Raw genomic sequence first — 26986 nt, 5'->3', positions numbered from 1 at the left:
CTAGAAAGCAGCAATCAGGCAGTCGGCTGCTTGGTCTTCCTGAGATAGGGCAGAACCGTATCGAAGGAGCCGAAACGCGTGATCGCGTCTTCGTTGGAAACCGCGGCAGTGATGATGACATCCTCGCCCTGATTCCAGTTCGCCGGTGTGGCCACCTGGTGCTTGGCCGTCAGCTGGATGGAATCGATGGCGCGCAGGATCTCATTGAAATTGCGGCCCGTCGTCATCGGATAGGTCAGGATCAGCTTGATCTTCTTATCCGGACCGATGATGAAGACCGAACGCACCGTCGCATTGTCGGCAGGCGTGCGGCCTTCCGAGCTCTCGCCAGCGCCGGCCGGCAGCATGTCGTAGAGCTTGGCGACCTTGAGGTCCTTGTCACCGATCAGCGGATATTCAACGTCGAAGCCGGTGGCGGTCTTGATGTCGTTCTTCCACTTGGCATGGCTTTCGACCGGATCGACGGAGATGCCGATGATCTTGGCGCCACGCTTGGTAAACTCCCCTGCGAGGCCGGCCATGGCGCCGAGCTCGGTCGTGCAAACCGGCGTGAAATTCTTCGGATGCGAGAACAGGACGGCCCAGCCGCTGCCGATCCACTCATGGAAGCTGATCGGTCCCTGGGTGGTGTCGGCGGTAAAATCGGGGGCAATATCGTTGATACGTAAGCTCATGGTCGGCCCTCCAAAGCCTTGTGTTCAATGTTGTTTATCTCAAATCGAGGCCATGGGATCCGTCCGCCGGGAGCGGTCGCGAGATTGCGGTCAACAGGATCGCACCGGCCGAAGGTAAAAACTTCCCATTCCAGGATTTTAAGTAAGTCATATACCACGATCATCGAAGGCATGCTCTTTCGATTTCCGGCCTGCTCCGGCATTATTTTTCCGGCAAGTGCGCGCGATGAAGAGACCGATGGTTTTTCCATCGGTCCCGTTCAAAGCTGTGCGAGGACCACCCGGCCCTCGCTCAGGCGGACTGGACCGATTTGATCCTGTCGATGCCACCGACAACAGGCGCGAAATCGTCCCACACGCCCTGGGCGCCCTTCTGCCATTCGTCGAAGGCTTCCGGCTTCAAGAGCTTTCCGCCGTTGGCAAGTGCGGTCTCGACGGATTTGGATTCGTCGTCGACGATCAGCTGGTTGAAATAGGCAGCCCCTTCGCTGGAAGCTTGCTGGAACACCGCCTTCTGCTCGTCGTTGAGGCCGGCCCAGAAGGTCGAGGCATAATAGATGACGCCGGATGCCCAGATGTGGCCGGTCTCGGTCATGTCGGGCACCACCTCATAGAGCTTGAAGCCGGCATAGGCCGATTTGGTCAGGTCCATCGCGTCGGCGACACCGGTTGCGAGCGCATTATAGGTCTCGGTGATCGGAATGCCGATCGGCGTCGTGCCGAATGCGCTCCAGAGCTTGGTGTGCAACGGGCTCTGGATGACGCGGATGCGCTTGCCCTTGAGCTGCTCCGGCCGCGTCACCGGTTCCTTGGTCAGGAGATGGCGGGCGCCGTAATTGATGAAATCGCCGACGACGAAATTCTGCGCCTGCAGTTTCTGCTTGAGATCGGCGCCGACATCGCCGGCGACGGTCCTGCGAACATGATCGGCATCGCGGAAGAGGAAGGGCAGATCGAGGATCTGCAGTTCCGGCGCCCAGCCGGAGAGCGACGAGACCGTCGAGAGGCTGGCCTGGATGGAGCCGAGGCGCACGCCTTCGGCCACTTCCTTCTCGCCGCCGAGCGCACCGTTTCTGACGATATTGAACTTGAACTGGCCGGGGAGTTTCGCTTCGACCAGTTCGCCGATCTTCACCCAGATCTTCGTTTCCGGCTTGTCGTCGCCGAGCAGCGAGGCGATCGTGATCGTCGTCGTGCGGGCAGCGGCGGTGCGGACGAAGGCGGGCGCTGCAAGCGCCGTTCCGGCGAGAGCTGCGGTCTTCAGGAAATTGCGTCGGTTGAAATTGTCCATGGGGTTGTCCTGTTTACGAGAAGATGATGGCCCAGGCGCAGAGGATTGCGAGCGAGACCAGGAGAGCGAGCAGATAGGGAACCACAGCCCGGAAGAGTTCCGAGGCGGGAATGCGCGTGACGCCGCTGACGACGAAGATCAGCATGCCGAGCGGCGGCGTCAGTCCGTGGATCATCAGGTTGACGACGATGATCACCCCGAACTGAATGGGATCGATGCCAGCGGCGACCGCTGCCGGCAGCAGAATGGGGCCGAAGAGCAGGATCGCGGCGCCGATATCGAGAACGAGGCCGACCACCAGCAGGATGACGTTCGACAGCAGGATGACCGCAAGCGCGCTGCCGCCGAGCACCGTCGTCAGATGCGAGATCAGTCCGGACACGTCGTCGACCGCCAGCAAAAAGGCAAAGGGGCCGGCCGTGCCGATGAGAAGGCCGATCGCCGCCGCTTCGACTGCTGCCTGGCGAAAGGCGGCATAGAGCGAGAGAATGCCGAGGCGCGCACCGATGCCGAGCAGCAGCGTGTAGAAAGCGGCAAGTGCTGCGGCCTCCGTGGTCGTGACGATGCCGATGCGGATGCCGACGACGACGATGATGCCGAGCCCGAAAGCCGGGATCGCCTGGACCGCCGATTGCCAACGTTGTTTCGCATTTGCGCGCGGCAACGGCACCTGTTCGCTGACTGTTAGATGGATAGCGACCGCCAGGCATATGGCCATCAAGCCGCCGGCGAAGAAGCCGCCGACGAGCAGCGAGCCGACGGAAAGATTGGTCGCGGTCGCAAGGATGAGGAAGGCGATCGACGGCGGGATGACATTGTCGAGAACCGATGTCGAGGCGATGATCGCCGCCGCCTGTGCCGGAGGGTAGCCGTGTTTGACCAGCTCGGGCTGGAAGGTCGAGGCGCCGAAGGCGGCGTTTGCGACCGACGAGCCGGAAGCGCCGGAAAACAGGACGCTGGTCAACAGCGTCGTCTGCGCCAGCCCGGCCCGGCGATGTCCGACCATGGCGGCGGCGAAGCGCACGAGCTGGTTGGCGACTCCGGAGGCCGTCAGGAGGCCGCCGGCGAGCAGGAAGAAGGGAATGGCGAGCAGCAGGAATTTCGAGATGCCGGTGACGGTCGCGGAAACGATCGCCGGCTCCGGCAGGCTGCTGCCGAAGGCGATGACGACATAGGCTGCGGCGAGAAAAGCGTGCGGCAGAGGCGCCGCGAGCAGCAGACCGACCGCGGCGATCAGTCCGAGGAAGATGCTCGGCGGCCAGTCGAGATCGAGCGAGACATGCGGAATGCCGGCATAGAGCGCGACACCGACGGCAAGCGAGAGCAAAACCGACAGGATCCTGCCTTCCGCGATGCGCTGCAGAAGCAGCACGACGAGGATCAGCGCGCCGCCAGCGCCGAGGAAACCGAAGCGAATCCATTCCGGCACGCCGAGCGTCGGCGAGACGCCGCCGAGCATCGTCATGATCTCGCTGCCGCCGAAGCTCAGGATCAGCGCCGAAAGCACGGTGAAGACGTCGGCGCCGATCGGCGTGACCTTCTGCAGGCTTTCCGGCAGCATCTTGACGAAGACGTCGAGGCGCATGGCAAGCGCGCTGTTGAGGCTGAGGGGCGCGCCGAGCGCGATCAGACCAACATGCAGCCAGATGCCGAGATCCTCGGCGCCGATGAAGCCGGCGCTGAAGAAATAGCGCAGGCAGACTGTGACGAGCACCATCAAGAGCAGTACGGCCAGAACGACTGCCGCGGCAATGCCGAGAATCGCTTCGATCACCCGCAGCAGGCGCGCTGCCACCCCGCTATCTGGAGCGGCCTGTTCGATCGGATGAAATTCACTGGTGGCCACAAAACTTACCTTCTGGCGAGAGGATCAGGCGCTCTTGACGGTCGAAAGATCGCGATCGAAGAGCGTCGACCAGGTGTAGTTCCGCGCCTTCGAGACTTCCCTGCTGACATCGAGCCGCGGCAGCACCTTTTCGCCGAAACGATAGGCTTCCTCAAGCAGCGGCATGCCAGAAAGAATGAAAGTATCGACACCAGCCTTCTGATAGGCTTCGAGCGTGCGCAGAACGGTATCCGGAGAGCCGACGATCGCCGTACCGGGACCGGGCCTCACCAGGCCGATGCCGGCCCAGAGGTTCGGCGCGACTTCGAGATCGCGCATGTTCTCCGGCTTGAGGCCGCCGTGCAGCGCCGTCATGCGCTGCTGGCCGACGGAATCGCTTCTTGCAACGAAACGCTGGTTGGCGCTGATCGCCGCATCATCCATGCGGTCATAGAGGTCAGCCGCCGCCTCCCAGGCTTTTTCGTCGGTGTCGCGAACGATGACATAGAGGCGGATGCCATATTCCAGTTCACGACCGTAATGGGCGGCACGCGCCTTCACCGCTTCGACCTTTTCGCCGATCTGGGCGGGCGTCTCGCCCCAGGAGAGATAGGTGTCCACATGTTTTGCCGCGACTTCAAGCGCCTTATCCGAGGAGCCACCGAACCAGAGCGGCGGTGGTGCGATGCTCTCGCCGACCGGCAAGGCGAGCTTGGCGCCGTCCGTCGAGAAATACTTGCCCTGATGGGTAACGCTCTCACCGGCAAAGAGCCGGTGCCAAAGCTGAAGATATTCCTCCGCCATGTCATAGCGCTCGTCATGCGGTAACATCATGCCATAGGCGCCGAGCATCTTGGCGTCGCCGGAGACGACGTTGATGAGCAGCCGGCCGCGGGCGAATTCCTGGAAGGTCGCTGCCATCTTGGCAAGCAGTGTCGGCGCGACGAGGCCGGGATGGACGGCGACGAGGAAACGCAGTCGCTCGGTGTGAGCAAGCAGCGCACTCGCCAGCACCCAGACGTCGTGGGCGCCGGTCGCAAACAGCGCGCCGGTGTAGCCCAGATGGTCATAGGCCTGGGCAAGCTGCTTGTAGTAACCGTAATCGACCTGACGTGAGCCTTCCGGCTGCCAGGGATAGGCGCCGTCGGGCGCGCACATGTACCAGAAAACGTTCATCGCCTGATTCCTTCGTTATCTCGTCGTTTCCGGGCGTTTCAGCGCGATGGCCTTGTCGAAATGGCCGTGGCGCAGCAACGTGTCGGCCTCTTCCTGTTGTTCGGCAATGATCTCTTCGTCGATCGGGAACACCGTGAAGTCGCGCGAGCGCACCACCTTTTCCCAGGCATCGATATCCGTTCCGTCGCGGTCGCCAGATCCGCCGCGGTCGTCAGGTCCGCCGCGGTCGTCCGATGCAAGAAGTCTGGCGGCGGTGCGTGGATCAGCGGCGATCCCGTTACCGATCCGGCTGAGTTCGGAGACGATCGCCCGGATCTCCGTTGCCGAAAGGCCGTTCCGCTCCAATGTCCAGAACAAAGAACGGTTGGGAATGGCCGCGCCGCAGCGGACGATCGGCTTGACGTCGTCGCGCTCCAGTGCCTTTTCGAGACGCGGCGACATGGCGACCCAGGCATCGACGCGCCTTTCGAGCAGATCGGCGAGCGAATCGCGCGCTCCGCTTTCGACCCGCTCGACATCCGGCAGGCTCATCCCCTCACCTTCGAGGCTGCGGGCCAGGAGATAGGTGTGAAACGAACCGTCGATCAGCGAGATCCGGCGGTCTTTCAGCTCAGCGACGGAGCCGATCGGACTGTCGCTCCTGACGAAAATGGCGCCATTGGCCGGGCGCGGCGCGGAGGCGGCGACATATTCGACGCCGAGGCCGCGTATGTCCGCCTCAAGCGGCGGCGTCGAGCCGGTGCCGCCGAGATCGATGTCGCCATTTTCCAGCAGCGCCGCCGTATCGCGGCCTTCTGCATAGGAGACGAATATTGGCTGCAGATCCGCGAAGGCGCCGGGCCAGAGGCGCGCGAGACGCAGATGCAGATTGTTGGGATGAACACCAATTTTCATTCTGTGCGACCGATGACGTGGCTCCTGGCAATCAATTTACTTTTTTATAAATTGATTGCCAGGAAACGATTGTCGTCAGCGGGAGAAAATCGCCTTTGAAATCCCATAAAATCGATAGGCAATGAAATCTTTTACCAGATCGAGCGAAGTGAGCGCGCCGGAGTTGAAAATTCAGCGCCGTCACTTTACTTTTTTATAGAACCTTCAAGGACGATACCGTTGACGAAGCCCGTTTCCTCAAGAGTCTGCCGCGATGTCGGCGCAGCAAGCGAATTGCTGAAGCTGATCGCCAACGCCAACCGCCTGGCGATCGTCTGCTACCTCATGGAGACGGAAGCCTCGGTCTCTGGGATGGAGGACGAGCTCGGTATCCGCCAGCCGACGCTTTCCCAGCAATTGAGCGAGCTTCGCGAGGCGGGCGTGATCGAAGGACGCCGCGACGGCAAAGCGATCGTCTATCGCGTCATTGACCCGCGTGTCGAGACGATCGTGCAAACTCTGCGGGACATGTTCTCTGGCCTCGACGATGTCACCGGGCGCTTCGGAATGACGAAGCTGCCGGTCGACGAAATGATGTTCGATTGAACCCCCGATGATCGACCTCTATACTTGGATCACGCCGAACGGGCTTAAAGTGTCCATCGCGCTCGAGGAGTTCGGCCTCTCCTACCGCCCCCACACGATCGATATTACCAAGGGAGATCAATTCCGGCAGGATTATCTCGCCATCAATCCGGGCGGCAAGATTCCGGCTATCGTCGATCACGAGACCGGGATCACGCTTGCCGAATCCGGCGCCATCCTGCTCTACCTCGCCGAAAAGACCGGCCGCTTCCTGCCCCGGCAGGGTGCCGCCCGGCATCACACGATCGAATGGCTGATGTGGCAGATGGGCGGCTTCGGGCCGACACTCGGCAACGCCCATTATTTCCTGACTTACAATGCAGGCGAAGCGCCGTTCGCAGAGGATCTCTTTCGCAGGGACACTCGCCGCCTCTATGAGACGTTGAACGCGCGGCTCGCAGACCGCGACTATCTCGTCGACGACTATTCCATCGCCGACATGGCGGTCTGGCCCTGGGTTTCCCGTTTTAAACGCCACGAGATCGACCTGAATGCATTTGCGAACGTCAAACGATGGTATCTCAGGCTTGCGGCACGGCCACAGATCAAGCGCGGCTATGACGTTCCCCTTTTCACATCCGAAATACCGCAGCCCTGAAGACCTTGCCGCGACGCTGTATATTGATCCCGCTCGAAATTTCGGCAATTTGATTACTTTTTACGCATATTTATTCTTGCACATTTTTCAGGCGGAGCCTTGCTAAATTTGCTGCACTGCGTCATGAATAGAGCAATGACGCATCTCGATCTGACAATTCTGGTGATCGACGAAAATGCCATTCGCGCCTCCATCATCGAAGAAGGCCTGCGCGAGGCAGGGCATACGCGCGTCACCGTCGTGCATGAGGTCAATGGCATCGCGCGAATCATCGAAACGCTGATGCCCGATGTGATCATCATCGATATCGAAAATCCCAACCGCGACATGATGGAGCACCTGTTCCAGCTGACGCGCACGGTCAGCCGCCCGATCGCCATGTTCGTCGATCGGTCCGACACGGCCTCGATCGAGGCAGCTGTCGATGCCGGCGTCTCGGCCTATATCGTCGACGGCTTGAAGAAGGAACGCGTCAAACCAATCCTCGACATGGCCGTCAGCCGCTTCAATGCCTTCAGCCGGCTGCGGCGGGAGCTTGCCGATGCCCGCTCCGCGCTGGAGGAACGCAAGCTCATCGAGCGCGCCAAAGGCATATTGATGAAGATGCGCGGCCTGTCGGAGGAAGAGGCTTTCGCCCTGCTGCGCCAGACAGCGATGAACGAAAAGAAGAAGATGTCGGAAATCGCCCAGAGCGTCGTCACTGCCGCGGGGCTGTTGATGTAATGGCCGACCTGATGAATTTCCGGAGGAAACCGGAGTGGATATGATGACGAAGATCGCCAATTCTGGCGGCGAGCTGCCCTCGCCCGTGCGCGTGAACACCGAAGGACCGAAAGTGCTGCGGGCCGGCTTCATTCCGCTCGTCGATGCATCGGTGCTGATTGCGGCGGCGGAATTCGGCTTCGCGCGGAAGGAAGGGTTGACGCTCGAGCTGGTCAAGGACGTCTCCTGGGCGAATGTGCGCGACCGCCTGGCATTCCGTCAGTTCGATATCGCCCACATGCTGTCGCCGATGCCCGTTGCCTCCATGCTTGGTCTCGGCTCCAATCCCTCGCCGACGATCACGCCGTTTTCGCTGGGGCGCGGCGGCAACGCGATCACTCTGTCGACGCGGCTCTTCGACAGGATGCGGGATGACGCAGGATTGCCGGAAACGGCAAGCGCGCTCGACAATGCCTATGCACTGGCAAAAACATTGGCGGCGATGAAGGCCCGCGGCGAGCCGCTGCCAACCTTCGGCGTCACCTACCCCTTCTCCTCGCACAATTACGAATTCCGCTACTGGCTAGCGGCCGGAGGCATCGATCCCGACAAGGATGTCAAGCTCGTCGTCGTGCCGCCGTCCATGACTTCGGATGCGCTGGCAGCCGGTGCGATCGACGGCTTCTGCGTCGGCGCGCCGTGGAACATGGTCGCTTCGGAGCGCGGCGTCGGCCGCATCGTCGCCGCCAAACAGGATATCTGGCCGTCGGCACCGGAAAAGGTGATCGGCATGCGGCCGGACTGGGCGGAAAGCCATCCGGAAACCGTATCCCGGCTGATCGTGGCCCTCGACGCGGCAGCCCAGTGGTGCGATCGGCCGGAAAATCACGACGCGCTGGCGGCAGCTCTTGCCGACCCGCGCTATATCGCCGCCCCCGTCGAGATCATTCGCCGCGTGCTCGCCGGCGAATTCAGCCTCGACGCAAAGGGCAACCGCCGCATCATCGCCGATTATTTCATGTTCCATTCCGGCTTCGCCAATTATCCCCGGCCAAGCCATGCTCTTTGGATCTACAGCCAGATGATCCGCTGGGGACAGGCCGAGATCAGCCTTAACATGGCAAGGGCCGCAGCATCCGCTTACCGCCCGGATCTCTATCGCACGGCTCTCGGTGACCCCAACGCGCCTGAAGATGCCGATATCCGCATCGAAGGCAGTGACGAGGGCGACCGTTTCATGGACGGCCACGTCTTCGACCCGGCGAGGCTGCCGGACTATGTCGCAGGTTTTGCAGTCAAAAGCGCCCTCGCCTTCGTTTGCGACGACGAGGTTTAACCGATGCCGGCCTGCACAAAACGCCAGCAAGTATCTGCCCGCCTCACGACAAGCGCACAAAATATTTGCATGAGCGGGTGGCCGCCCGAAAAACAAGCAGGCGACGCGTTTCGAAAAATATTATTTGTATTCAGTGGCTTGAACAAAGATCACAAAACTGGCACGCAGTTTGCATGATCTTTATTGCACCGGTCAATGGCGATCAGCGCAGAGTGAGTGATAGACGCTCGCGGAAGATACAGAGACTGCTCTTCAGATTGAAGAGGTAGGTTTTAGCTTGAGCAATCCGGCCAACGGATTGCTTCCAGGCAAGTGGGCCAGAAGGCTCAAGAATTCGGCGTCCAACGGCGGGCGCCACCAGCAAAGCCGCTGATCAGGATATTTTGCGCGCCTCGGGTATGCGCGTCCTGGCCAGCGGCTTTTTGTTTTAACCCTCAGCGATGGATCGGCACGACCTTGTCGGGCCTCGGAGAAGTTATGTCTGTCATCGAGAAATCACAGTCCATGTCCGCCGGCGAACCAGCCAAGGCATTGTGGATCTCCACTGTAGCCTTCACCCTCTGTTTTGCCGTGTGGACGATCTTCGCGATCATCGGCATTCGCATTAAGCAGGATCTCGGCCTGAACGAGGCCGAGTTCGGATTGCTGGTCGGCACCCCCGTGCTCACCGGTTCGCTGGTGCGCATCGTTCTTGGCATCTGGACGGGGCGTTACGGCGGCCGTCTCGTTTACACGCTCACCATGCTGGCCGCCGCATTGGCGACCTTTCTGCTCTCCTACGCCCAGACCTATACGCAGATGCTGATCGCCGGCCTCGGCGTCGGCCTCGCTGGCGGCTCCTTCGCAGTCGGTGTCGCCTATGTCTCGCCTTTCTTCCCGGCGGAGAAGCAGGGAACCGCGCTCGGCATCTTCGGTGCCGGCAATGTCGGCGCGGCCGTGACCAAGTTCGCCGCTCCCTTCGTGCTGCTTGCATGGGGCTGGCAGGCGGTTGCGGAGATCTGGGCGGTCTGTCTGGCGCTGATGGCAATCGTCTTCTGGTTCACCACGACCGATGATCCGGCCTTTCGTCTGCGCCGCGAACGCCGCGCTGCCTCCAAGAGTTTCGCGCAGGAATTCGCGCCGCTGCAGAACGTTCAGGTCTGGCGCTTCTCGCTCTACTATTTCTTCGCCTTCGGAGGCTTCGTCGCCCTGTCGCTGTGGCTGCCGCGTTATCTGGTCGGCGTCTACGGCTTCAACCTGGAAACCGCCGGCATGGTCGCGGCCGCCTATTCCATCCCGGGCAGCATCTTCCGTGCCTTCGGCGGCGTGCTTTCGGATAAAAAGGGCGCGCGTAGCGTGATGTATACGATGCTTGCCGTGTCGGCCGTCGCCACTCTCATCCTTTCGCTGCCGGCTGTTTCTGCGTCCGGGACGGGTCCGGCGTTCGGCATCACCCCTGTCATCTTCATCGTCGTCATCTTCGTGCTCGGCTTCTTCATGAGCCTCGGCAAAGCCGCCGTCTACAAGCACATTCCGGCCTACTACCCCGAAAACGTCGGCGCAGTCGGCGGCGTCGTCGGGATGATGGGCGGCCTTGGCGGCTTCATCCTTCCGATTGCCTTTGGCCTCCTCAAAGACATGACCGGCCTTTGGTCCAGCTGTTTCCTGCTGCTCTTCGCGATCGTCGTAATCTCTCTCATCTGGATGCACCTGTCCGTAAAGCAACTGTCGCGCCAAGGGCATTCGGCGCCCATGGCTGCAACCTGATCTAAGGACCTGGAAATATGACCGAAAAACTCGTCATCATCGGCAATGGCATGGCGCCCGGGCGCATGCTGGAGCACCTCTTCGAGCAGGCGCCGGGACGCTATGAAGTTACGATCTTCAATGCCGAGCCGCGCGTCAATTACGACCGCATCATGCTGTCGCCGGTTCTCTCCGGAGAAAAGGACTACGAGCAGATCATCATTCACGGTGACGGCTGGTATATCAAGCACGGCATCATGCTCTACAAGGGCCACAAGATCGTCAACATCGATCGTGCCGCCAAGACCGTCACCTCCGACCACGGCGTCACCGAAAGCTACGACAAGCTGGTGATCGCAACCGGTTCCGTGCCTTTCATCATCCCTGTTCCCGGCAAGGATCTGCCCGGCGTCATCACCTATCGCGATCTCGACGACGTGCAGGCGATGCTGCTTGCCGCTCAGTCGCGCGAAAAGGCTGTCGTCATCGGCGGCGGCCTGCTTGGCCTGGAAGCGGCGGCCGGCCTTGCCCAGCGCGGCATGGACGTCACCGTCCTGCACGTCATGCCGACGCTGATGGAGCGCCAACTCGACCCCGCCGCCGGTTATCTGCTGCAGAAGGCGGTCGAAGAACGCGGCATCAAGGTCATCTGCAAGGCCAATACCAAGGCGATCGTCGGCAACGGCAAGGTCGAGGGCATAGAGCTTGACGACGGCCGCATCATCCCGGCAACGCTGGTCGTCATGGCCGTCGGCATTCGTCCCAGTGTCGGCCTGGCGAAGGACGCCGGCCTTGCGGTCAATCGCGGCATCGTCGTCGATGCCGGCATGCAGACCTCGGACGGCAATATCCTCGCGCTCGGCGAATGCGCCGAGGTGGGCGGCATGGTCTATGGCCTCGTTGCGCCGCTCTATGAAATGGCCCGTATCGCCGCCGCGCATCTCTCCGGCGATCGTTCGCCCGCCTTCGTTCACGCGGATACGCCGACCAAGCTCAAGGTCACCGGCATCGAGCTTTATTCACTCGGCGACTTCGCCGATGGCGACGACCGCGAGGAGATCGTGCTGCGCGATGCCAGCGCCGGCGTCTACAAGCGCCTGGTGCTCAAGGACAATAAGATCATCGGCACCGTGCTTTACGGCGAAACCGCCGATGGCGCCTGGTTCAATGACCTGAAGAAGAAGGCAACCGATATTTCGGAGATGCGCGAGACGCTGATCTTCGGACAAGCCTATCAGGGAGGGTCGCCGCTGGACCCTATGGCGGCCGTTGCAGCCTTGCCGGATGACGCGGAGATTTGTGGCTGCAACGGCGTATGCAAGGGCAAGATCACTTCGACGATTTCAGGCAAAGGGCTGACGTCGCTCGACGACGTACGCGCCCACACGAAGGCATCCGCCTCGTGCGGTTCCTGCACCGGCCTCGTCGAACAACTCATGGCGCTGACGCTCGGCGACAGCTACAATCCGACTGCGGTCCAGCCGATGTGCACCTGCACCGAATTCGGCCATGACGACGTTCGCCGGCTGATCAAGGCCAAGGGGCTGAAAAGCATCCCTGCCGTCATGCAGGAGCTCGAGTGGAAGACTTCGTGCGGCTGCGCCAAATGTCGGCCGGCGCTCAACTATTACCTGGTCAGCGACTGGCCGGACGAATATGCCGACGACTACCAGTCGCGTTTCATCAATGAGCGCGTGCATGCCAACATCCAGAAGGACGGCACCTATTCCGTCGTTCCGCGTATGTGGGGCGGTGTCACCAATTCGAACGAGCTGCGCGCCATCGCCGATGTCGTCGACAAGTTCGAGATCCCGATGGTGAAGGTCACCGGCGGCCAGCGCATCGACCTGCTCGGCATCGAGAAGGAAGACCTGCCCGCCGTCTGGGCCGATCTTGGCAAGGCCGGTTTCGTCTCCGGCCAGGCTTATGCCAAGGGCTTGCGCACGGTGAAGACCTGCGTCGGCTCTGACTGGTGTCGCTTCGGCACCCAGGATTCCACCGGTCTCGGCATCCGCATCGAAAAGTTCATGTGGGGCTCCTGGACGCCGGCCAAGCTGAAATTGGCCGTGTCCGGCTGCCCGCGCAACTGCGCGGAAGCAACCTGCAAGGACATCGGCGTGATCTGCGTGGATTCCGGTTTCGAAATCCATTTCGCCGGTGCGGCCGGTCTCGACATCAAGGGCACGGAGGTCCTCGGGCTTGTCCGGACCGAGGACGAGGCGCTGGAGTATATCGTGGCCCTGACGCAGATGTACCGTGAGCAGGCCCGTTACCTCGAGCGCATCTACAAATGGGCAAAGCGCGTCGGCCTGGAGGAAATCCGCCGCCAGATCATGGGTGATGCCGAAAAGCGCAAAGCCTATTACGAGCGCTTCGTCTTCAGCCAAAAATTTGCTCAGGTCGACCCCTGGTCGGAGCGTGTTTCCGGCAAGGACAAGCATGAGTTCAAGCCGATGGCGACGATCGGCTATCCACAGGCTGCTGAGTAAGGAGATGGACATGAACTGGATCGCAATCGGTGACATCTCCGACATCCCGCTGCGCGGGGCGCGCTGCGTGAAGACGCCGCAAGGCAAGATCGCCGTCTTCCGCACGGCCGAAAACGAGGTCTTCGCCATCGAGGATCACTGCCCGCACAAGGGCGGCCCGCTCTCCCAGGGCATCGTCCACGCCAAGTCAGTCACCTGCCCGCTGCACAACTGGGTTATCTCACTGGAAACAGGCAAGGCGCTCGGCGCCGATGAAGGCGAGGTCCGGACGATCCAGGTGCTGAACGAAGACGGCAGGCTGTTCATTGCTCTGGAAAGCCTGATGATGGCGGCGGAATAGATGGCGGCGGAGGTCAAGACCACCTGTCCCTATTGCGGTGTCGGCTGCGGCGTAATCGCCACGGTCGACCAGGCAGGCGCAGTCAGCGTCAAAGGAGATCCCGAGCATCCGTCGAATTTCGGCCGGCTCTGCTCGAAGGGTTCAGCCCTTGCCGAAACCATCGATCTCGATGGCCGGCTTCTCTATCCCGAGATCGAAGGCAAACAGAGCGGTTGGGACGAGGCGCTTGACCTGGTCGCCCGCCGTTTTTCTGAAACGATCGCCGAACACGGACCTGACGCCGTTGCCTTCTACGTCTCGGGCCAGTTGCTGACCGAGGATTACTATGTCGCCAACAAGCTGATGAAGGGCTTCATCGGCTCCGGCAATATCGACACCAATTCAAGGCTCTGCATGTCCTCTTCCGTGGCGGGGCATCGCCGCGCCTTCGGCGCCGATACGGTGCCCGGGACCTATGAGGATATCGAACTTGCGGATCTGGTGATCCTGACCGGCTCCAACCTTGCCTGGTGTCATCCCGTCATCTACCAGCGGCTTGCCGCCGCAAAGACGGCACGGCCAAACATGCGGATCGTCGTCATCGATCCGCGCCGGACGATGACCTGCGACATCGCCGACCTGCATCTCGCCATCCGTCCTGATGGCGACGTTGCGCTGTTCATGGGACTGCTTGCCCATCTCGCGACTAGTCCGGCAATCGACCAGAATTATATCGGCGCCCATACCGAAGGTTTCGGCGACGCTTTTGCGGCCGCCGCCGCGCTTGATATCAATGATCTCCTGGAACGGACCGGCCTGCCCACCATGCAGATCAGGGAGTTCTTCCGCCTGTTCGAGACGACGCCGAAAGTCGTGACGTGCTACAGCCAGGGCGTCAACCAATCCTCCTCCGGCACCGACAAGGTCAATGCCATCCTCAACTGCCACCTGGCGACCGGCCGCATCGGCCGCCCCGGCATGGGACCGTTTTCGCTGACCGGCCAGCCGAACGCCATGGGCGGGCGCGAAGTCGGCGGTCTCGCCAATATGCTTGCCGCCCATATGGCGATCGAGAATGCCGAAGACCGGGACCGTGTACAGCGCTTCTGGAACTCGCCAGTCATCGCCGCGAAACCCGGCCTGAAGGCGGTCGACATGTTCCAAGCCGTGGCCGAGGGGCGCATCAAGGCGCTCTGGATCATGGCCACCAATCCCGTCGTCTCGATGCCGGATGCCGACAGCGTCGAAAGCGCGATCGCCGCCTGTCCCTTCGTCGTCGTGTCGGACATCCTCAAAGAGACGGATACGACCCGGCACGCAGATGTGCTTCTGCCCTCGCTCGGCTGGGGCGAGAAGGACGGCACCGTCACCAATTCCGAACGGCGCATTTCAAGGCAACGGCCGTTTCTCGACATTCCCGGCGATGCAAGGGCCGACTGGTGGCAGCTTGCGGAGGTCGGACGCCGCATGGGATTTGCCGCCGCCTTCGAATTTGATGCGCCGGACGCAATCTTTGCGGAGCACGCCGCGCTTTCCGCCTTCGAAAATAACGGCAGCCGCGACTTCGACATCGGCGCGCGCGCCGGCATAAACGGCGGCGCCTACGACGAACTATCGCCCTTCCAGTGGCCGCAGGCGGCAGGGACAGAACCCAGCATCACCCGTTTCTTCGCCGAGGGTGGTTTCTTCCATCCTGATGGCAAGGCGCGCTTCGTCGCGGTCAAACCGCCCGCAACTGATCGCACCAATGCCGAATACCCCTTCACCCTGAATACCGGGCGCATCCGCGACCAGTGGCACACGATGACGCGAACCGGAAAGAGCGCGCGGCTTTCCGCCCATATCGCCGAACCCTTTGCCGAGATCCATCCGCGCGACGCGATCGAGGCCGGTATATCAAGCGCGGGCCTCGTCGAGATCGACAGCCCGCACGGCAAGGCAATCGTCAGGGCGCTGGTGACCGATCGCCAGGCACGCGGCGGCATCTTTGCGCCGATGCACTGGAACGACCAGTTTGCTGCAAAAGCACGAATCGACGCCGTGGTCGCGCCGATCACCGATCCCGTTTCCGGTCAACCGGCGTCGAAAAACGTTGCCGTCGCCGTCCGGCCCTTCCCCGCCACCCATTACGGTTTCGCCGTCTCCGCCACAAAACCTGCCACGCCTGACGCGGCCTATTGGGCGCTGGCAAAGGCCGCCGGCGGCTGGCGGCTGGAGCTTGCCTTCGCTGAAACCGTCGAAGACTGGACGGCCTGGTGCCGGGCGGTTTTCGCCATTCCGGCCGAGATCGAACCGCTTGGTTATGCCGACCGGCAATCCGGCGACCTCAGGCTTGCCTTCTTCGATGGCGAGGTCCTGCTTGCCGCGCTGTTTCTCGCCCGCGAGCCCGTCGCTGTCGCGCGCAACTGGGCGATCTCGCAGCTCTCAGCCTCGCATGGCGACCTCAGGAAACGCTTTGCGCTCGTTGCGGGTCGTCCCGGCGCCGGCAGGCCGGATCCGGGCGCCACCGTCTGCTCCTGCTTCAGTGTCGGGGTCAACCAGATCGCTGCTGCCGTGCGCGGCGGATGTCACAGCGTCGAGGCGGTCGGCAAGGAAACCAGCGCTGGAACCAATTGCGGCTCCTGCCGCAGCGAAATCGGCAGCATCATCGATCGCTGTCTTGCCGCAGCCGCGGAGTGAACCGCACAAAGACAAGCAGGACGCAGCCGGAGCACTGTCAGGCCGCGTTTGGGACGATCAGCATCCTGTGATCGGGGGAGATGCGGACCGATATCTCGTCATAGGATGAGAGGGTCGGGTGCGGCGTCTCCATCTTGTGGTGATGTGTTGCCGTGATGACCATGACATCGGCACCCGCCGCCTCGCCGGCAGTGATGCCGGCTGCGACATCCTCGAACACCAGGCAATCCTGGGTGCTGACGCCGAGGCGCTCGGCTCCGAGAATATAACATTGCGGGTCGGGTTTTCCGACCTTCACGTCCTCAGCCGTCACCATGAATCTCGGCACCGGCAAGCCTGCCGCCTCCAGCCGCCGGTGAGCAAGGCGCAACGGCGAGGAGGTGACGATCGCCCAGCGATCCGGGGGCAGTGAACTCAGAAAGGTCGCGGCGCCGGGAATGGGCACGACATCGCTGACATCGGCGATTTCGGCCTCGGTCACCAGCTTCGATTCATGTTCGGGATCGACTCCAGGCAGGTTCAGCCGGGTGATCGTGTCAATGCCGCGCGATCCATGCATCTTCGGTAGAAAGGTGGCGACATCGAGCCCGTGACGCCTTGCCCAGTCGCTCCATACACGCTCGGCCGCACGGATCGAATTGAGGATGGTGCCGTCCATATCGAACAGGAAGGCGGCATAGGGCTTCTCGAAGCCGTGGGGCATCGGCATAGACAAAAGGCTGATCCTTCAGGGAAAGAGTCGAACGGTGGTCGCTATCGCGATGAAACGGCAAATCATCGGGTTTTGCAAGCTTTCGGGAATGGCGGTGACGCCTCCCGACCGCCTTCACCAGCATCGGCCCGAAAATCGGAATCGATTTTCGGAAAGCACGATGCGAGGATTGAAAGAGTTAGAGCGTCCTGTGTGCGTCCGAAAGGACGCACGGCGCTCTAAAAAGCCGCAGTACCAGAGGTGACGATCACGTCGCACGAAAGCCGGAGGCCGATCGGGTCGTGGCAGAGGTCATCGGCACCATCGGCGAGTTCCAGTGCGGCCGAAGCATCGGCGCGCAGGTAGGCTTGCGTCGCCGGATCGACGCGCATCGGAGCGGCGGTCCAGAGCGAGGGACGGCTGACGTCGATCGCTGAAATTTTAGCCTTGTCATTCCTGACGGCGTAGGAGGCGACCGCCATGCCACTCATCGTCAAGGTAAGTGCAAGTGCGATCTGGAGACCGAGATCTGCGGCTTCGCGAAAGGAGATGAACATAGCGGCCTCATGCCACGGTTTTTTAGTATCTCCGCATGCAAGTAGGACATGTGCTGGCGCCGATCCAGCGACATCGCCCGTTAAGGTTTACGCATAACCATGCCGGGTATGCCGCGAGGCTTGAATGCAGGTTGTCGGCAAATTTCGGAACAATGATTCCATCAGGAAGTTACCCCTGGGTCATCCAAGATGAAAATCAAAGGAGGATATACTATGACTAAATCCCTCATCGCCGCTTCGCTGCTTGCCATCGGCATGGCGTCGTCGGCCTTTGCCCAATCGAACCCGAGTCCGATCGGGCCAACGAATGGCGGCTCGACTGATCCGAGTTCGGGTACCTATTCATCCGACTACACCAACGATGACAACGGTATTCGTCCGGTACCCAACTCGCCGGTCGATCCGATGACGACACAGAGCATCGGCCGACCACAGACGATGGAGTGCCCCGGCATGCCGCAACAGATGTCCGGCGTCGACACGCGCGGCGGCCAGAGCGGCGCATCGATTAGCGAAGCCTGCCGCGAATACGACAGCTAAAGCGCGTAGCGATCTTTCAGATTCGCTTCTCGCGCTTTAGGTCTTTGTTTTTACGCATGTCGTTGTCGCAAAACCGCTGCACACTTTGCGCGACATGCTTTAAAGCGACAGACTGCCGCTCTCAGAAAAAGGCCGGTTCACACCGGCCTTTTTCATGCCGCCGACAGCCGTGAAAGCTTTTTTCCCGCCAGATGAAACTTTTGATCCGGGCATTCCGTACACCCGTAGCAGATTGCAAACAACACAAGCGGGGCACGGCTTTATTGGCAAAGGACGCGGCAAAACCTGTTATCCTCTGGTTTCGCAAGGACCTGCGCCTTGACGACAATCAGGCACTCACCGCCGGCCATCGCTCCGGACGGCCGATCATCCCGCTCTATATTAGAGAACCGGCGGTGGCAGGCACCGGTCCGCTGGGTGCTGCACAGGCCTGGTGGCTGCATCATTCGCTGGAAGCGCTGAACGGGTCGCTGCGCAAGCGGCATGGACGGCTGGTGCTTGCAAGCGGCGAGGCGCTCGAAGTGCTCTGCGCCTTTATCAGGGAGAGCGGTGCCGAAGCCGTCTTCTGGAACCGCCGCTACGATCCAGCCGGAATCTCCATAGACGCCCGTATCAAGCACGAACTGGAAAAGCAGGCGATCGAGGCAAGAAGCTTCGGCGGCCAGCTGCTGCACGAACCTTCCCGGCTGATGACCGGCAACGGCACGCCCTATCGCGTCTACACGCCATTCTGGCGCGCACTGGAGGGCGACGGCGAACCGGAGCCACCGCTGGAGGCGCCGGCGAAACTACGGCTGACATCGCAACTTCCGAAATCGGAAATGCTGGAGAGCTGGAAGCTGCTTCCGACGAAACCGGACTGGGCAGGCGATTTCACCGATCTCTGGACACCCGGCGAAGATGGCGCGCACGAAAAGTTACGTGCCTTCGTCGAAGACGCGCTCGACGGCTATAAGGAAAACCGAGACTATCCAGCGAGGCCGGCGACGTCGATGCTGTCGCCGCATCTGGCGCTGGGCGAAATATCCCCTGCCCGCATCTGGGATGCCACACGCGGCCTGTCGCAATGGGTGCCGGCGGCCGACATCGTGCATTTTCGCAAGGAGATCGCCTGGCGCGAATTTTCCTATCACCTGCTTTTCCATTTCCCGCGTCTTGCCTCCGCCAACTGGAACGATCGTTTCGACGGCTTCGAATGGCGCAACGACGGCGGGGATTTGGAGGCGTGGCGCCGCGGCATGACCGGCTATCCGATCGTCGATGCCGGCATGCGCCAGCTTTGGCGCCATGGCTGGATGCACAATCGCGTGCGCATGATCGTCGCCTCCTTCCTCATCAAGGATCTGATGATCGATTGGCGCCGGGGCGAAGCCTGGTTCCGGGATACGCTCGTTGATGCCGATCCCGCCAACAATGCCGCAAGCTGGCAATGGGTGGCGGGATCGGGAGCCGATGCCTCGCCATTTTTCCGCATCTTCAATCCGGTCCTGCAGGGCGAAAAATTCGATCCCGACGGCGACTATGCCAGGACCTATGTGCCGGAGCTTCGAGAGCTCGGGGCAAAATACATCCACCGGCCGTTCGAAGCGCCGACGAGCATGCTCGACGAGGCCGGCATCACGCTTGGCCAAACCTATCCAAAACCGATTATCGATCACGCGAGCGCCCGCAACCGGGCGCTCGCCGCCTACAACGCAACAAGGGATGCCGCATGAACGCACACTTCCGTCCCGCTCCACGCCGGCTGAGGATCGCCGTCATCGGCTCCGGCATCTCGGGCGCCTCCGCAGCCTGGGCGCTGTGTCAGGTGCATGACGTTACGCTGTATGAAAACAAGGCGCGGGCCGGAGGCCATACGGCGACGGTCGACGTGGATTACGACGGGGTTCAAATTGCGGTCGATACCGGCTTCATCGTCTATAACGAGCAGAATTATCCCAATCTGACGGCGTTGTTTGCCGAGCTCGGCATCGCGACGCATGCAAGCGATATGAGCTTTTCACTCTCGCTCGACCGCGGCAAACTGGAATGGAGCGGCGGCGGACTGTCCTCGATCTTCGCGCAGAAGCGCAACCTGCTGCGGCCCTCGTTCTTGTGGATGATCCGCGAGATCCTCCGCTTCAACCGCACCTGCCTCGAAGATCGCACCGCCGGTCATCTCGCCTCGCGCTCGATCGGCGATTATCTCGACTGGCGCGGCTTCTCGCCCGGTTTCACCAACAACTATCTCGTGCCGATGGCGGCGGCGATCTGGTCGACACCATCAGCACGCATGCTGCAGTTTCCCGCCGAGCAGTTCGTCAATTTCTTCGACAATCACCGGCTGATCTATCGCCGCCAGCACCAGTGGCGCACGGTGACCGGCGGCAGCCGCACCTATCTCGACCAGCTGCTTCGGCCGCTCGGCGAACGCGTGAAACTCTCCTGCGGCGTGCGCGGGGTCATCCGCTCCGAGTGCGGCGTCACGATTATCGACGAAACGGGTAGCGAACATCCGTTCGACAAGGTGATCTTCGCCTGCCACAGCGATCAGACAGCCCGCCTGCTCGTCGATGCCACCGATCTGGAAAGCAGGCTGTTTGCTGCCATTCCCTATCAGCCGAACCGCGTCGTCCTGCATCGCGACCAATCGCTGATGCCGAAGCGGCGCAAGGTTTGGGCCTCATGGAACTATCTCCGTTCCAGCCGTGAAGATGGAAACGCGGACGTCGCCGTGACTTACTGGATGAACCGGCTGCAGGGCATCGACGAAAAATTCCCACTATTCGTGACCCTCAACCCCGACCGCGAGCCAGACCCCCGTAAGGTGTTTGCCGAATTCATCTATGAACATCCCCAGTTCTCGGCGGAAGCCATGGCCGCGCAGCGGGCGCTTGTCACCATCCAGGGACAAGATAATTGCTATTTCGCCGGCGCCTGGACGGGGTACGGATTCCACGAGGATGGTCTCGTTTCCGGTCTGGCGGCGGCGGCGGCCCTGGGCGGGATCATACCCTGGCGAACTGCCCGAACCTCGTGGGAACCCCAATCGGATGCGGCGGCATGACAGGGCGCGGCGAAAAACGTGGCATGAACGCGGTAGCCAACGGTCCCCCACCGAATACGGCAGCCGCGCTCTATGTCGGCGAGATCATGCACCAACGGATGAAGCCGTTTGGGCATCGCTTCCGCTACCGCGTCTTCTCGCTGCTTGTCGATCTCGACAGGCTGGACGAGGCCGGCGGGCTATCGATGCTGTTTTCCATCAACGGGCGCAATCTCGTCTCGTTTCACGAGAAGGACCATGCCAAAATCGGGGACACGTCTCTGCGCGCCTATGCCGACCGGCTGCTCGCCGAGGCGGGGCTCGACCGCGCGGAGAGGATCCTGCTCGTCTGCTATCCCCGAATTCTCGGCTATGTCTTCAACCCGCTTTCCGTCTATCACGCCTATGATGCCGGTGGCGCAGTCGTCGCGATGATCTACGAAGTGCGCAATACTTTCGGCGAGCGGCACAGCTATATCTGCCCCGTCGACCATGGGGAGATGTCGGAAAGCGGGCTTCGCCAGAGCTGCGACAAGCTCTTCCACGTCTCGCCCTTTATCGGCATGGCGGCGCGCTATCATTTCCGCATGCTGCCGCCCGGTAAAGAGATCCGCTGGCGCATCCTTGAAACAGATAGTGAAGGACCGCTGCTCTCGGCGACATTTTCCGGACGGCAGGTGCCTTTGACAAACGCTTCGCTGCTGGGCTTGACGGCGCGCATACCCTTCCTCACTTTCAAGATCATGACCGGGATCCATTGGGAAGCACTCAAATTGTGGCTGAAGGGCGCGCGGTATGTCAGGCGTCCTGCGCCCCCGCCTGAAGTCAGCGTCCGCCAAACCCGCCCGCTTGCGGAAGCAGCGGAATGACATTAGCGTTCGATGCAATGGCCGGGGGGCGGCCGCGCGTATCATCAAGGGTGGCTTCGTCCCTAACCGGCAGGAAAATGCTGGAGGAGGAGGAGAAATGAGCAAGGCGCAGGACTGGAATCTGCTGGCTCGTGATGCGGTGACGCTGACGGCCGAAAACATGTCCCGCATGGTGATGGGTCTGCCCTTCAAGGCGAAGCTGGCGCTGCGCGGACTTCTGCGCATGCAACACGGTTCACTTGCCGTCACCCTCCCCGACGGCCGCAGGCTGCTGATCGAGGGCAAGCAGCCCGGGCCGAAGGCGGCGCTCAGCCTCAACAATTGGAACCTTGCCTACCGGGCGCTGACGAGCGGCACGATCGGGGTCGCCGAAACCTATATGGACGGCGATTGGGACAGCCCCGACATCGCCGCCTTCCTCGAACTCTTCCTCGTCAACGGCGAGGCCGCGTTCAGCTATGCGCATGGCAAGGGCGGTCTTGGCCGCCTCTTCGAGCGCGTCCGCCATTGGATGAACGCCAATACCAAAACGGGCTCGAAGCGCAACATTTCCGCCCATTACGATCTTGGCAACGATTTCTACAGGGAATGGCTCGATCCGAGCATGACCTATTCCTCTGCACTCTATTCCACCGGCGCCAACGATCTGCAATCGGCCCAGAACGCCAAATACCGGGCGCTTGCCGAGGCGACCGGCATCGGGCCCGGCGACCATGTGCTGGAGATCGGCTGCGGCTGGGGCGGTTTTGCCGAATTTGCCGCAAGCGAGCTGAACTGCAAGGTGACGGGGCTGACGATCAGCCGCGAGCAGCTCGCCTTTGCCGAGGAGCGCATCCACAAGGCCGGCCTCGATGATCGCGTGGAATTCCGCTTCCAGGATTACCGCGATGAAGCAGGGCTCTACGACCGGATCGTCTCGATCGAGATGTTCGAAGCGGTCGGCGAGAAATACTGGCCGTCCTATTTCTCCAAGCTCAGGCAATGTCTGAAGCCGGGCGGCAAGGCAGGCCTTCAGATCATCACGATCAAGGACGAGTCCTTCGACCAGTATCGCAGCAACCCCGACTTCATTCAGAAATATGTCTTTCCCGGCGGTATGCTGCCGACTCGCAATCATCTGGCCGAACTTGCCGGCAAGGTCGATCTGTCGCTGGTCAAGGATTTCGGCTTCGGGCTCGACTACGCCCGTACGCTCGCCGAATGGCGCGAGCGTTTCTGGTCGGTCTGGGAACGCATCCGCCCGATGGGCTTCGACGAGCGTTTCAAGCGGCTCTGGGAATTCTATCTGTTCTATTGCGAGGCCGGCTTCCGTGCCCGCAATATCGATGTGCGCCAGGTCGTGTTCTCGCGCCGTTGATCATTCCGCCGCATGCGGTGTCACCGGGTGGCGACCAGTCGATGGCGGCCGCTCCCGCCAGCCGGTCACGCGGTTCACCAACGTGAAATAAACGCTATAGGGGAGCAGGCGCGCGAGCTTCAGCATGGTGGTGAAGCGCTTCGGAAACGTGATCTCGAAGGCCTGCGATTTCAACCCGGCGGCAATCTCCCGGGCGGCCTCCTCGACCGATACCAGCGATGGCATCGGAAAGGCATTCTTCCTCGTTGCCGGCGTATCGACGAAGCCCGGGCAGACGAGCTGGATGCGGATGCCCATCTTGTCGAGATCGAACTTCAGGCTTTCGGCCATATTGATCAGCGCCGCCTTGGTAGCGCCATAGGCAGCCCCCGTCGGCAGGCCGCCATAGCCGGTGACGGAGGAAACGATGGCGATCTGTCCCTGCCCTTTCGCCTTCATATGGCGGATCGCCGGCAGCAGACAGTTGACGACGCCGGAAAGATTGACGGCAAAGCTCTTCTCGAAATCGGTGCGGTTCAGATCCTCGGCATGGACGGGCAGGTAGACGCCGGCATTGAGGATCGCCATGGCAAGCGTGCCGTGCTCATATTCTATGGAGGCTATGACATGTTCCATGTCCTCGGCATTGGTGACGTCGCCGTCGAGCACAATGATACTGCCCGAGAGGCCATTGGCTTCGGCTTGCAGTTCGACCAGCTTTTCGTGGCTTCTGGCCGTGACGGCGACCTTGTATCCTTCGCCGGCGAGCCTCAGTGCAAGCGCCCGGCCGATGCCTGAACTCGCACCCGAAATCCAGACGATTCCATGTTCGGGATGGGCAATGAAATCACGCATGACATGTTCCTCCGGGCTGCCTGATCAAATGCGAAAACAGGTCCGGAAGTTCCTCAACCCCTCCGGATTTACGGCTCTATCACACTATTGTGGCTGCTTTCAGCCGATCAGGTCGCCGATCATCTGGCGGAAGGATCCGGTGAGCTTGACCGGTCCGTCCGAAACGGCAAAGGCGATGCAAGGCCTGTCCTTTTCGGCGACCGGCCGGTGGTCGACCGTCTCGTCGGCAATGGAGATGTCGCCGGGGCCGAAACGGCCGCGTTCATCGTTGAAGGCGCCGTCGAGGATGAGGATCAGTTCCATGCCTTTGTGGGTGTGCGCCGGCAAGGCGCGGCCCGGCCGGATCCACATCAGGCTGACCTCGCAGCCATCCACGTCGAGCGAATATTCCTTAAAACCGGGCAACCGCCGGCGCCAGGGCACATCCTCGGCCTCGAAGCCCAAGAGGGCGCGCAACGCTTGCGGAAACAGCGCGTTTTCCGGTCGCGCGACCGTCCGCGGCGCCGTGACGGGAGACGCAGAGGAAAAGATCGCCGCAAGCCGCCCGTCGCGATCGTCAATGGCGGCTTCAGGCGCGTTTTCCAGAGCTTCGCCTGCCAGCAGCTCAAGGCTGTTCACCAGGCTGCGATTGTCCGGTTTCATTTCGAGATGAGACTGCACCAGCACACGCGCCGGCTCGGGCAAGGAGCCGGCAACATAATGCGCCATCAATGCATCGATCGTGTCGATCTGCTCGTGAACCATGTCGGTTTCGGTCACGCCCTGTTGCCGCGCTCCGTTTTCGCTTTGTCGTCATCCGTACGGGGAAAGTCAATCTTCGGATCACCCCTCACACGGCGGGATTGCGGGCCATGCGTCATTTCGGAGGAGGAAAGCCAAATTTTATCGCGGCCGACAGAGGTGTGGAATAGCTTTTCTTGCCAACTCAGCCTTGTGAAGGGAAAAGACCGTTCCTAAAGTAAGAGTTCGAATAGAGGCAGATTCCATGACCTTCCACCCCTCCGTCCTTGAAGCCATCGGCAACACGCCCCTGATCAAACTCAAGGGTGCCTCAGAGGCGACCGGCTGCACCATTCTCGGCAAGGCGGAGTTCCTGAACCCCGGCCAGTCGGTCAAGGATCGCGCCGCGCTCTACATCATCCGCGACGCAGAGCGGAAGGGATTGCTTCGTCCGGGCGGAGTCATCGTCGAGGGCACGGCCGGCAATACCGGCATCGGCTTGACGCTGGTCGCCAAGGCGCTCGGTTACCGCACCGTCATCGTCATCCCGGAAACGCAGAGCCAGGAAAAGAAAGACGCGCTGAAGCTGCTCGGCGCCGAACTCGTCGAAGTGCCCGCCGTTCCCTACAAGAACCCGAACAACTACGTGAAGGTATCCGGGCGGCTGGCAGAGCAGCTGGCGAAGACCGAGCCGAACGGGGCGATCTGGGCAAACCAGTTCGACAACGTCGCCAACCGCCAGGCGCATGTCGAAACGACGGCAAAAGAAATCTGGAAAGACACCGACGGCAAGGTCGACGGCTTTATCTGCTCGGTCGGCTCCGGCGGCACGCTCGCAGGCGTGGCTGCCGGCCTCAAGGCTTTCAAGGCAGACGTCAAGATCGGCATCGCCGATCCCGATGGCGCCGCACTCTATGAATTCTACCAGAACGGCGCGCTGAAATCCGAGGGATCCTCGATCACCGAGGGCATCGGCCAGGGCCGCATCACCGCCAATCTCGAGGGCTTCACGCCTGACTATGCCTATCGGATCCCCGATGCCGAAGCACTTCCCTATCTCTTCGACCTCGTCGAGAACGAGGGCCTCTGCCTCGGCGGATCGACGGCGATCAACATTGCCGGCGCGGTCAACCTCGCCCGGGATCTCGGACCTGGTCACACGGTGGTGACGATCCTCTGCGATTACGGCAACCGCTATCAGTCAAAACTCTTCAACCCGGATTTCCTGACGTCGAAGGGGCTGCCCGTTCCGGGCTGGATGGCCAAGTCGCCCGATATCCACGTTCCCTACGAGCCGGTGTGAGACCCCATGCCCGTCAATGCCCTTTATCGTGACGACTTCTATCTCTCGACGTGCGAGGCGGTCGTCACCGCCGTTCACGAAGACGGGGGCATCGAACTGGACCAGACCTGCTTCTATGCGACATCAGGCGGCCAGCCCGGTGACACCGGAGAGTTCGAGCGCGCTGACGGCAGCAAGATCGCGCTCGGCCAGACGAAACATGGTCCGGGCAAGGATGTCATCATCCATGTGCCGCTCGAAGGTGCGCCACGGCCCGTGGTCGGCGAGACGCTGGTGCTGCATGTCGACTGGCCGCGCCGCTACAGGCTGATGCGCATGCACACGGCCTGCCACCTGCTTTCCGTGGTCTGCTCCTATCCGATCACCGGGGCTGCCGTCGGCGAGGAGGAAAGCCGCGTCGACTTCGACATGATCGAGACGATCGACAAGGACGCGGTGACGGCCAAGCTGATGGAACTGGTCGAGCAGAACCATCCGGTCACTCTGCAATGGATCACCGACGAGGAGCTTGTGGCCAATCCCGATATCGTCAAATCGAAGAACGTCCGCCCGCCGATTGGGCTCGGGCGCGTCAGCCTCGTCTGCATCGGCGAGAACTCCTCGATTGACAGCCAACCCTGCGGCGGCACACATGTCTCCGAGACTCAGGAAGTCGGCCGGATCCATATCGCCAAAATCGAGAAGAAGGGCAAAGAGAACCGGCGCTTCCGCATCCGCTTCGGCACGCCCGGCGACGAAGCCTGACCATCAAGGGAGAC

25 protein-coding genes are annotated in these 26986 nt (G+C 61.4%); 15 read left to right on the top strand and 10 right to left on the bottom strand.

Annotated elements, in window-relative coordinates; translation table 11 throughout:
• Nucleotides 1-14 precede the first annotated feature (14 nt).
• Genes HX899_RS13160 through HX899_RS13135 form a run of 6 tightly spaced genes read right to left on the bottom strand, consistent with a single transcriptional unit; the run spans nucleotide 15 to nucleotide 5860 of the window.
• A complete protein-coding gene (locus HX899_RS13160) occupies nucleotides 15-674 on the bottom strand; it encodes a peroxiredoxin (RefSeq protein ID WP_138329881.1) in 660 nt (219 codons plus the stop codon).
• A complete protein-coding gene (locus tag HX899_RS13155; RefSeq protein ID WP_246697102.1) occupies nucleotides 671-925 on the bottom strand; it encodes a hypothetical protein in 255 nt (84 codons plus the stop codon). The genes HX899_RS13160 and HX899_RS13155 overlap by 4 nt, the downstream gene beginning before the upstream one ends.
• Nucleotides 926-966: 41 nt before the next feature.
• The gene (locus HX899_RS13150; RefSeq protein WP_181292624.1) at nucleotides 967-1965 is read right to left on the bottom strand and encodes a TRAP transporter substrate-binding protein; all 999 of its coding nucleotides are present in this window, start codon (nucleotides 1963-1965) and stop codon (nucleotides 967-969) included.
• Nucleotides 1966-1978: 13 nt separating this feature from the next.
• On the bottom strand, nucleotides 1979-3811 hold the full coding sequence (locus tag HX899_RS13145; RefSeq protein ID WP_181292623.1) for a TRAP transporter large permease subunit: 1833 nt from the start codon (nucleotides 3809-3811) through the stop codon (nucleotides 1979-1981).
• A 24-nt stretch (nucleotides 3812-3835) separates the two neighbouring features.
• Nucleotides 3836-4966, bottom strand: coding sequence for an LLM class flavin-dependent oxidoreductase (locus HX899_RS13140; RefSeq protein WP_171598924.1), 1131 nt, complete (start codon nucleotides 4964-4966; stop codon nucleotides 3836-3838).
• A 15-nt stretch (nucleotides 4967-4981) separates the two neighbouring features.
• Nucleotides 4982-5860 (bottom strand): ABC transporter substrate-binding protein, encoded by an 879-nt coding sequence (locus HX899_RS13135; RefSeq protein ID WP_181292622.1) that lies wholly within the window; start codon nucleotides 5858-5860, stop codon nucleotides 4982-4984.
• A gap of 219 nt (nucleotides 5861-6079) precedes the next feature.
• Here HX899_RS13135 and HX899_RS13130 point away from each other — a divergent pair, with 219 nt between their 5' ends.
• The 8 genes from HX899_RS13130 to HX899_RS13095 all read left to right on the top strand — a co-directional run bounded on the left by HX899_RS13130 (nucleotide 6080) and on the right by HX899_RS13095 (nucleotide 16332).
• Nucleotides 6080-6445 (top strand): helix-turn-helix transcriptional regulator, encoded by a 366-nt coding sequence (locus tag HX899_RS13130; RefSeq protein WP_027684949.1) that lies wholly within the window; start codon nucleotides 6080-6082, stop codon nucleotides 6443-6445.
• Nucleotides 6446-6452: 7 nt separating this feature from the next.
• A complete protein-coding gene (locus HX899_RS13125) occupies nucleotides 6453-7082 on the top strand; it encodes a glutathione S-transferase family protein (protein ID WP_180194308.1) in 630 nt (209 codons plus the stop codon).
• Nucleotides 7083-7217: 135 nt separating this feature from the next.
• On the top strand, nucleotides 7218-7805 hold the full coding sequence (locus HX899_RS13120) for an ANTAR domain-containing response regulator (RefSeq protein ID WP_138329895.1): 588 nt from the start codon (nucleotides 7218-7220) through the stop codon (nucleotides 7803-7805).
• A gap of 34 nt (nucleotides 7806-7839) precedes the next feature.
• Nucleotides 7840-9120 (top strand): CmpA/NrtA family ABC transporter substrate-binding protein, encoded by a 1281-nt coding sequence (locus HX899_RS13115; RefSeq protein WP_171598926.1) that lies wholly within the window; start codon nucleotides 7840-7842, stop codon nucleotides 9118-9120.
• A gap of 477 nt (nucleotides 9121-9597) precedes the next feature.
• The gene (locus tag HX899_RS13110; protein WP_138329896.1) at nucleotides 9598-10866 is read left to right on the top strand and encodes a nitrate/nitrite transporter; all 1269 of its coding nucleotides are present in this window, start codon (nucleotides 9598-9600) and stop codon (nucleotides 10864-10866) included.
• 17 nt (nucleotides 10867-10883) lie between these two features.
• Nucleotides 10884-13334 carry a nitrite reductase large subunit NirB gene (nirB, locus tag HX899_RS13105; protein ID WP_138329898.1) on the top strand — a complete coding sequence of 817 codons (2451 nt, stop codon included), beginning with the start codon at nucleotides 10884-10886 and terminating at the stop codon, nucleotides 13332-13334.
• A gap of 4 nt (nucleotides 13335-13338) precedes the next feature.
• Nucleotides 13339-13674, top strand: a complete 336-nt coding sequence (gene nirD, locus HX899_RS13100) for a nitrite reductase small subunit NirD (RefSeq protein WP_017960132.1) — start codon at nucleotides 13339-13341, stop codon at nucleotides 13672-13674.
• Complete coding sequence (locus HX899_RS13095) at nucleotides 13675-16332, top strand: nitrate reductase (protein ID WP_181292621.1); 2658 nt, start codon at nucleotides 13675-13677, stop codon at nucleotides 16330-16332.
• 37 nt (nucleotides 16333-16369) lie between these two features.
• Here the strand turns inward: HX899_RS13095 and HX899_RS13090 are convergent, their stop codons facing one another.
• Nucleotides 16370-17047, bottom strand: a complete 678-nt coding sequence (locus HX899_RS13090) for an HAD family hydrolase (RefSeq protein ID WP_171598929.1) — start codon at nucleotides 17045-17047, stop codon at nucleotides 16370-16372.
• Nucleotides 17048-17262: 215 nt separating this feature from the next.
• A complete protein-coding gene (locus HX899_RS13085; RefSeq protein ID WP_181292620.1) occupies nucleotides 17263-17580 on the bottom strand; it encodes a hypothetical protein in 318 nt (105 codons plus the stop codon).
• 213 nt (nucleotides 17581-17793) lie between these two features.
• Here HX899_RS13085 and HX899_RS13080 point away from each other — a divergent pair, with 213 nt between their 5' ends.
• The 5 genes from HX899_RS13080 (at nucleotide 17794) to HX899_RS13060 (ending at nucleotide 23371) form a co-directional block, all read left to right on the top strand.
• Nucleotides 17794-18120, top strand: a complete 327-nt coding sequence (locus HX899_RS13080; protein ID WP_181292619.1) for a hypothetical protein — start codon at nucleotides 17794-17796, stop codon at nucleotides 18118-18120.
• Between the two features lie 263 nt (nucleotides 18121-18383).
• Nucleotides 18384-19835: a deoxyribodipyrimidine photo-lyase gene (locus HX899_RS13075; RefSeq protein WP_181292618.1), complete on the top strand. Its 1452-nt coding sequence runs from the start codon at nucleotides 18384-18386 to the stop codon at nucleotides 19833-19835.
• Nucleotides 19832-21166, top strand: a complete 1335-nt coding sequence (locus tag HX899_RS13070; protein WP_181292617.1) for an NAD(P)/FAD-dependent oxidoreductase — start codon at nucleotides 19832-19834, stop codon at nucleotides 21164-21166. Before HX899_RS13075 ends, HX899_RS13070 begins: the two co-directional genes overlap by 4 nt.
• Complete coding sequence (locus tag HX899_RS13065; protein WP_181292616.1) at nucleotides 21163-22014, top strand: DUF1365 domain-containing protein; 852 nt, start codon at nucleotides 21163-21165, stop codon at nucleotides 22012-22014. Before HX899_RS13070 ends, HX899_RS13065 begins: the two co-directional genes overlap by 4 nt.
• 97 nt (nucleotides 22015-22111) lie before the next feature.
• Nucleotides 22112-23371: a cyclopropane-fatty-acyl-phospholipid synthase family protein gene (locus tag HX899_RS13060; protein ID WP_181292615.1), complete on the top strand. Its 1260-nt coding sequence runs from the start codon at nucleotides 22112-22114 to the stop codon at nucleotides 23369-23371.
• Here the strand turns inward: HX899_RS13060 and HX899_RS13055 are convergent, their stop codons facing one another.
• Together HX899_RS13055 and HX899_RS13050 are read right to left on the bottom strand one after the other, a co-directional pair.
• Nucleotides 23372-24205: an SDR family NAD(P)-dependent oxidoreductase gene (locus HX899_RS13055; RefSeq protein ID WP_181292614.1), complete on the bottom strand. Its 834-nt coding sequence runs from the start codon at nucleotides 24203-24205 to the stop codon at nucleotides 23372-23374.
• Nucleotides 24206-24304: 99 nt separating this feature from the next.
• The gene (locus HX899_RS13050; RefSeq protein WP_181292613.1) at nucleotides 24305-24964 is read right to left on the bottom strand and encodes a ChrR family anti-sigma-E factor; all 660 of its coding nucleotides are present in this window, start codon (nucleotides 24962-24964) and stop codon (nucleotides 24305-24307) included.
• Nucleotides 24965-25190: 226 nt separating this feature from the next.
• Between HX899_RS13050 and HX899_RS13045 the strand changes: the two genes are divergently transcribed.
• Entirely contained in the window at nucleotides 25191-26228 is a 1038-nt protein-coding gene (locus tag HX899_RS13045) for a cysteine synthase A (protein WP_138329915.1), read from the top strand.
• A gap of 6 nt (nucleotides 26229-26234) precedes the next feature.
• Nucleotides 26235-26972 carry an alanyl-tRNA editing protein gene (locus HX899_RS13040; RefSeq protein ID WP_138329917.1) on the top strand — a complete coding sequence of 246 codons (738 nt, stop codon included), beginning with the start codon at nucleotides 26235-26237 and terminating at the stop codon, nucleotides 26970-26972.
• Nucleotides 26973-26986: the final 14 nt, after the last annotated feature.

The sequence above is a fragment of the Rhizobium sp. WYCCWR 11146 genome, assembly GCF_013591995.1.
GTDB classification, from domain to species: domain Bacteria; phylum Pseudomonadota; class Alphaproteobacteria; order Rhizobiales; family Rhizobiaceae; genus Rhizobium; species Rhizobium indicum.
This window is presented reverse-complemented; position numbering and strand designations above follow the sequence as displayed.

Bases quoted from the DNA above. Each gene is read 5' to 3' on its own strand.
- HX899_RS13070 (WP_181292617.1), top strand. From the start codon at position 19,832: ATGAACGCACACTTCCGTCCCGCTCCACGCCGGCTGAGGATCGCCGTC.
- HX899_RS13150 (WP_181292624.1), bottom strand. From the start codon at position 1,965: ATGGACAATTTCAACCGACGCAATTTCCTGAAGACCGCAGCTCTCGCC.
- HX899_RS13060 (WP_181292615.1), top strand. From the start codon at position 22,112: ATGAGCAAGGCGCAGGACTGGAATCTGCTGGCTCGTGATGCGGTGACG.
- HX899_RS13160 (WP_138329881.1), bottom strand. From the start codon at position 674: ATGAGCTTACGTATCAACGATATTGCCCCCGATTTTACCGCCGACACC.
- HX899_RS13055 (WP_181292614.1), bottom strand. From the start codon at position 24,205: ATGCGTGATTTCATTGCCCATCCCGAACATGGAATCGTCTGGATTTCG.
- HX899_RS13120 (WP_138329895.1), top strand. From the start codon at position 7,218: ATGACGCATCTCGATCTGACAATTCTGGTGATCGACGAAAATGCCATT.
- HX899_RS13080 (WP_181292619.1), top strand. From the start codon at position 17,794: ATGACTAAATCCCTCATCGCCGCTTCGCTGCTTGCCATCGGCATGGCG.
- HX899_RS13085 (WP_181292620.1), bottom strand. From the start codon at position 17,580: ATGTTCATCTCCTTTCGCGAAGCCGCAGATCTCGGTCTCCAGATCGCA.
- HX899_RS13125 (WP_180194308.1), top strand. From the start codon at position 6,453: ATGATCGACCTCTATACTTGGATCACGCCGAACGGGCTTAAAGTGTCC.
- HX899_RS13135 (WP_181292622.1), bottom strand. From the start codon at position 5,860: ATGAAAATTGGTGTTCATCCCAACAATCTGCATCTGCGTCTCGCGCGC.
- HX899_RS13045 (WP_138329915.1), top strand. From the start codon at position 25,191: ATGACCTTCCACCCCTCCGTCCTTGAAGCCATCGGCAACACGCCCCTG.
- HX899_RS13065 (WP_181292616.1), top strand. From the start codon at position 21,163: ATGACAGGGCGCGGCGAAAAACGTGGCATGAACGCGGTAGCCAACGGT.
- HX899_RS13155 (WP_246697102.1), bottom strand. From the start codon at position 925: ATGGAAAAACCATCGGTCTCTTCATCGCGCGCACTTGCCGGAAAAATA.
- nirD (WP_017960132.1), top strand. From the start codon at position 13,339: ATGGACATGAACTGGATCGCAATCGGTGACATCTCCGACATCCCGCTG.
- HX899_RS13110 (WP_138329896.1), top strand. From the start codon at position 9,598: ATGTCTGTCATCGAGAAATCACAGTCCATGTCCGCCGGCGAACCAGCC.
- HX899_RS13095 (WP_181292621.1), top strand. From the start codon at position 13,675: ATGGCGGCGGAGGTCAAGACCACCTGTCCCTATTGCGGTGTCGGCTGC.
- HX899_RS13040 (WP_138329917.1), top strand. From the start codon at position 26,235: ATGCCCGTCAATGCCCTTTATCGTGACGACTTCTATCTCTCGACGTGC.
- nirB (WP_138329898.1), top strand. From the start codon at position 10,884: ATGACCGAAAAACTCGTCATCATCGGCAATGGCATGGCGCCCGGGCGC.
- HX899_RS13140 (WP_171598924.1), bottom strand. From the start codon at position 4,966: ATGAACGTTTTCTGGTACATGTGCGCGCCCGACGGCGCCTATCCCTGG.